This window comes from Nocardioides sp. (genome assembly GCF_025964975.1).
Classification (GTDB): Bacteria; Actinomycetota; Actinomycetes; order Propionibacteriales; family Nocardioidaceae; genus Nocardioides.
This window is the reverse complement of record NZ_JAOPXV010000231.1, coordinates 1-4,318: the sequence shown is the minus strand read 5'-3', so window position 1 is coordinate 4,318 and position 4,318 is coordinate 1. Positions and strand designations below refer to the sequence as shown.

General features: G+C 70.8%; 7 protein-coding genes. 1 reads left to right on the top strand and 6 read right to left on the bottom strand.

Annotated elements, in window-relative coordinates; all coding sequences use genetic code 11:
* From JWN68_RS18705 to JWN68_RS18685, 5 genes are all read right to left on the bottom strand, one after another.
* A partial coding sequence (locus JWN68_RS18705) for a fructose-bisphosphatase class II (RefSeq protein WP_366519843.1) occupies positions 1-147 on the bottom strand: 147 nt, incomplete at its 3' end.
* A gap of 10 nt (positions 148-157) precedes the next feature.
* Positions 158-1,171 (bottom strand): ABC transporter ATP-binding protein, encoded by a 1,014-nt coding sequence (locus tag JWN68_RS18700; RefSeq protein WP_297741796.1) that lies wholly within the window; start codon positions 1,169-1,171, stop codon positions 158-160.
* A complete protein-coding gene (locus JWN68_RS18695) occupies positions 1,168-2,022 on the bottom strand; it encodes an ABC transporter permease (protein WP_297741794.1) in 855 nt (284 codons plus the stop codon). Before JWN68_RS18695 ends, JWN68_RS18700 begins: the two co-directional genes overlap by 4 nt.
* On the bottom strand, positions 2,019-2,786 hold the full coding sequence (modA, locus tag JWN68_RS18690) for a molybdate ABC transporter substrate-binding protein (protein ID WP_297741792.1): 768 nt from the start codon (positions 2,784-2,786) through the stop codon (positions 2,019-2,021). Before modA ends, JWN68_RS18695 begins: the two co-directional genes overlap by 4 nt.
* 55 nt (positions 2,787-2,841) lie before the next feature.
* Entirely contained in the window at positions 2,842-3,231 is a 390-nt protein-coding gene (locus JWN68_RS18685) for a TOBE domain-containing protein (protein WP_297741790.1), read from the bottom strand.
* A gap of 81 nt (positions 3,232-3,312) precedes the next feature.
* On the opposite strand from JWN68_RS18685, the gene JWN68_RS18680 reads away from it, so the two are divergent.
* Positions 3,313-3,849: a DUF4245 family protein gene (locus tag JWN68_RS18680; RefSeq protein WP_297741788.1), complete on the top strand. Its 537-nt coding sequence runs from the start codon at positions 3,313-3,315 to the stop codon at positions 3,847-3,849.
* A 48-nt stretch (positions 3,850-3,897) separates the two neighbouring features.
* On the opposite strand, the gene JWN68_RS18675 is transcribed toward JWN68_RS18680, so the two are convergent.
* On the bottom strand, positions 3,898-4,098 hold the full coding sequence (locus JWN68_RS18675; RefSeq protein WP_297741786.1) for a DUF4177 domain-containing protein: 201 nt from the start codon (positions 4,096-4,098) through the stop codon (positions 3,898-3,900).
* Positions 4,099-4,318: the final 220 nt, after the last annotated feature.

The following is a 4,318-nucleotide window of genomic DNA, read 5'->3' as shown; positions in this document are numbered from 1 at the left end:
CACGCGCATGGCGTTGACGGCCACGCCGTCGGCGTCGTTCTTGTCGCCTCGACCGACCCAGCGGCCGGCTGCCATGGCGGCGGCCTCGGTCACTCGCACGAGCTCGAGGGCGAGGTTACGGTCGGGCTGCTGCTGGGACGGGCTCATGGGCCGCATGCTAGCGGTCGTGGGTCACCGTGCTGTAGCGGCTCACGGCGGTGGCCTTGACCGAGAGCCAGACCTCACGGCCCGGAGCGAGCCCGAGCTCGGCGGTGGCCTGCGGCGTGACGTCGGCCAAGAGCGGCGGGTCGGTGTCGATCAACAGGCGTACGGCATCGCCGTGCTGCTGGGCGCTGGCGACCGGTCCCTGCCACTGGAGACGGGCGGAACCCGCGGGTCTGACCAGGCTCACGGTCACGTCGCGGGGCGAGAAGGTCGTGAGCTCCTCGCCGTCATCGGTCCGGTCGCGGAGCAGGTTCACACCGACCAGGCGCGCCACGTGGTCAGTGGCCGGCCGGGCGGCCACCTCTTGGGGCGAACCGCGCTGGGCGACGCGCCCCTGGTCGAGCACCAGCACCTGGTCGGCCAGGGTGAGCGCGTCGATCGCCTCGTGCGTGATCAGGATGGCGATGCCGTCATAGGTTGCCAGGTGGTTGGCCAGCTCGACCCTCAGCCCCATCGCCACCGTGACGTCCAGGCCGGCGAAGGGCTCGTCGAGCAGCAGCAGCCGAGGTCGCGTGGCGAGCGCCCGAGCGATGGCCACGCGCTGGGCCTCACCACCCGACAGCTCGCCGGGGCGGCGGTGGCTCAGGTGTCCGACGCCGAAGGCGTCCAGGAGGTCCTGGGCACGCCGGTCAGCCTCCCGGCGCGTCCGGCCTCGGGAACGCGGACCGAAGGCGACGTTGTCGAGGGCACTCAGGTGCGGGAAGAGCAGCTGGCCCTGGAAGACCATGCCCACCTCCCGGTCTCGCGCCGGCAGCTGCAGGAGGTCGGTGCCGTCCAGCACGGCGGTCCCGTGAGCCGTGATGAGACCGGCCAGGGCACGGATGAAGGAGGACTTGCCCGCCCCGTTCGGGCCGATCACCGCCACCACCGACCCCACGTCGGCGGTGAGCTCGACGTGCGTACGCCCAGGGACGCTCAGGTCGACACGCAAGCCTCCTGACGGCTCGGTGGTCGGCTCGCTGGTCATGGCGTCCCCGACCAACGGTCGCGCAGGAGCAGCAGCACTGCGACGGAGACGACGAGCATCACGAAGCTCATCGCGAGAGCCGCATCCTGGTCGCTCTGGCGGGTGGAGTAGATCAGGGTCGGCATGGTCTGGGTGGTGCCGGGATAGTTGCCGTTGAAGGTGATGGTGGCCCCGAACTCCCCGAGGGACCGGGCCCAGCCCAGGACCATCCCGGCGGCGATCCCGGGCCATGCCAACGCGATGGTGACCCGACGGAAGGTCGTCCATCGGGAAGCGCCGAGCGTGGCCGCGGCGGCGTCGTACTCCGGATCGGCCGAGCGGAGCGCACCTTCGATCGCCAGCACCACGAAGGGCAGGGAGACGAAGACGTGTGCCAGCACGACGCCCCAGGCGGTGAAGGGAAACGCGAAGCCGGTCACGGCCAGCAGCGGCTCGCCCAGGAAACCGGTACGACCGAAGGCCGTCCGCAGGGCAACGCCGGCTACGACAGGGGGCAGCACCATCGGCACGGTCACCAGCACCCGCACGAGCTTGCGGCCGCGGAAGTCGGCCCGAGCCAGCACCCACGCCAGCGGCAGCCCCAGGACCAGGCATGCCACCATCGCAGCGGTCGAGGTCCACGCGCTCAGCCAGAGCGCGCTCTGCAAAGCGGGTGAGGTGAGCTGGCTGGGCAGCGTCCGCCAGTCGAGCGCCGCGATCATCGCGACCAGGGGCAGGACGAGGAGCAGGACGCCCAGACCGGCGGGGACGAGCAGCAGGAGTGGCGGGCGGCCGAGGACGGCACCCGACGGTGTGGATCGCCACGGCCGACTCCCGGGACGGCTTCGGGGCCGGCTGACGGGCTGCCTCACGGGTTGCCGAACCCGGCCCGCTCGAGGATCGCCAGACCGTCCTCGGAGGTGACGAAGTCCGCCCAGTCCTGGGCGAGATCGGGCTCGTCGGACTGCTCGAGGGTGGTCGCGAAGTAGGTCGTCAGCGCGGACTCGGCGCCCGGGATCTCGATCGCCACCACGTCATCGCCGGCAGCCACTGCGTCGGTGGCGTAGACGAGCCCCGCGTCGGCCTCGCCGGAGACGACCTTGTCGAGGGTGGCGCGAACGTCCTCCTCCAAGCTGGCTGGCTCCGCGGTGATGTCGTTGTCGGCCAGGACCGCCGCAGCCACCTTGCCGCACGGCGCCTCATCCGTGCAGCGGACCCAGGTCGTGCCGTCGAGGTCGTCCAGGGTCTCGATCTGGCTCGGGTTGTCGGGTCGGGTGACGATCGTGAGCACATTGGTGGCGAAGGCGGTGACCTCGCCGGCCGCGCCGGCATCCTCGGCGAGCTGCACGGAGGCCTCGTCGGCAGTTGCCAGTACGTCGCCGGGCGCACCGTCGGCCACCTGCTCGGCGAGGTCGGTGCTCGACCCGAACGAGAAGGACACCTCGGTGTCGGCGTGCTGGCTCTCGAACTCGTCTGCCAACTCCTCGAAGACGTCCGTCAGGGATGCCGCGGCAAGCACGACGAGCTGGCTGTCGCCGTCCTCCGCGCCATCGGCCCCGCACGCCGCCAGGGTGGACGTGAGCGTCAGCACCGACGCGAGCATGACGGGACCCACCGCAGTTCGGGAGAGGCTCATGGACCCATACTGCCGTATGTGCGTCACCATCGACGGAAATCGTCCGCAGATGCGGTCAGACGGTCTCGATCACCACGTTGGTCGACTTCACCGAAGCGACCGCCCGCACGCCGGGGGCGAGGCCGAGCTCGTCAGCAGCGTCGGCACTCATCAGCGACACCATCCGGCTTCGGCCACAGACCATCTCGACCTGCGCCATCACCGTGTCCTTCTTGACCCGCGTGACGATCCCGGGCAGGCGGTTGCGCGCGCTGACCGAGCTCGCCCGGCTGCGCTCGCGGTCGGGTTCGTCGACCAGCGACTCGGCCAGCACGGCCAGGTCCGCCCCGACGATGACGGCCGGGTTGCCGGACGCCGGCAGCCGGCCGGCCTCCACCCAGCGCCGTACGGTGTCGTCGCTCACGCCGAGGATCTCGGCCGCCTCGGCCACGCGGTAGGACGTCACGGCGCCATTGTGGCCCCACAACGACGTCGATGGGGTCGACCGGCCCCGCCCCGATGGTGCGGCGCCTGTGAGAATGGGCGGGTGAGTGAGAAGCCAGCGCGCTACCAGCGCTCGACCAGCGGTCTGATCGGAGCGCTGGTGGTGACGCTCCTGGCGGTCGGCGTCTTCTGGACCGTACGGTCCCTCAGTCGCGCCGACGTCGAGGTCGTACGCGAGCCGGTCGACTTCGCCGCCTCGGCCGAGGCCGCGCGTGGTGCGGGCTTCGACGTGGTCGCCCCCGCCACGCTGCCGGAGGGATGGAGGGCCACGGCGATCGACCTGACCCAGACCGATCCGCCGGAGTGGGGGATGGGCGTCCTGACGGACGACGGGAAGTTCGTCGGCCTGCGCCAGGAGGGCCGACCCGTGGACGACCTCGTCGAGGTCAATGTCGACGAGGACGCGGTCGAGGGCGACCCGCTCTCCCTCGACAGTGCCGTGGGCGACACCTGGCATACCTGGACCGACGAAGGTGGCGACACCGGATATTCCATCGAGTACGCCGACCAGACGGTGCTCGTCTACGGCTCCGCCCCGCCCGAGGACCTGCAGCGCTTCATCGCGCTGCTCGAGCGCTGAGGGCCGCACCCAGCAACGGCCCGGTGCGCGAGCGTCAGCAGGGGAGATTCAGCTGGACCGCTCGAAGGTGACGAGCAGTCCATCGACGCCGCCCGGGCCCACCCTGCCCTTGACCTCGGCGGCAGTGATCGCCTTCAGCTTCCAGCCCTCTCGTCCGTGCTCGTTGAGCAGGGCCTCCAGCTTCTCGCCCGACATCTTGCCGCCGATCATCTTCTCGCGGACCTCGACGACCCTGTATTCGTATGGCATGCCTCGACCGTAGTCCTGCATGACTCGCAGGACTACCTCCACGCCCAGCGGGGCGGCACTGAGGCATCGGTGGGCGCGTGCGTGGGGCTTTCGTCGGCCTAGGTTCGTCGGTGGAAGCGGTAGTCGCCGTGGGGGAGGCGGTGGGGTGAGGTAGCGGGTGTGGTGGGCTCGGTGGTGGTGGTGGGGTGCTGAGCAGTGCGGCGTTGGTGAGGTCGGTCTT

Coding starts and splice junctions, on each gene's coding strand:
- JWN68_RS18700 (WP_297741796.1), bottom strand. CDS start 1,171: ATGACCAGCGAGCCGACCACCGAGCCGTCAGGAGGCTTGCGTGTCGAC.
- modA (WP_297741792.1), bottom strand. CDS start 2,786: ATGAGCCTCTCCCGAACTGCGGTGGGTCCCGTCATGCTCGCGTCGGTG.
- JWN68_RS18675 (WP_297741786.1), bottom strand. CDS start 4,098: ATGCCATACGAATACAGGGTCGTCGAGGTCCGCGAGAAGATGATCGGC.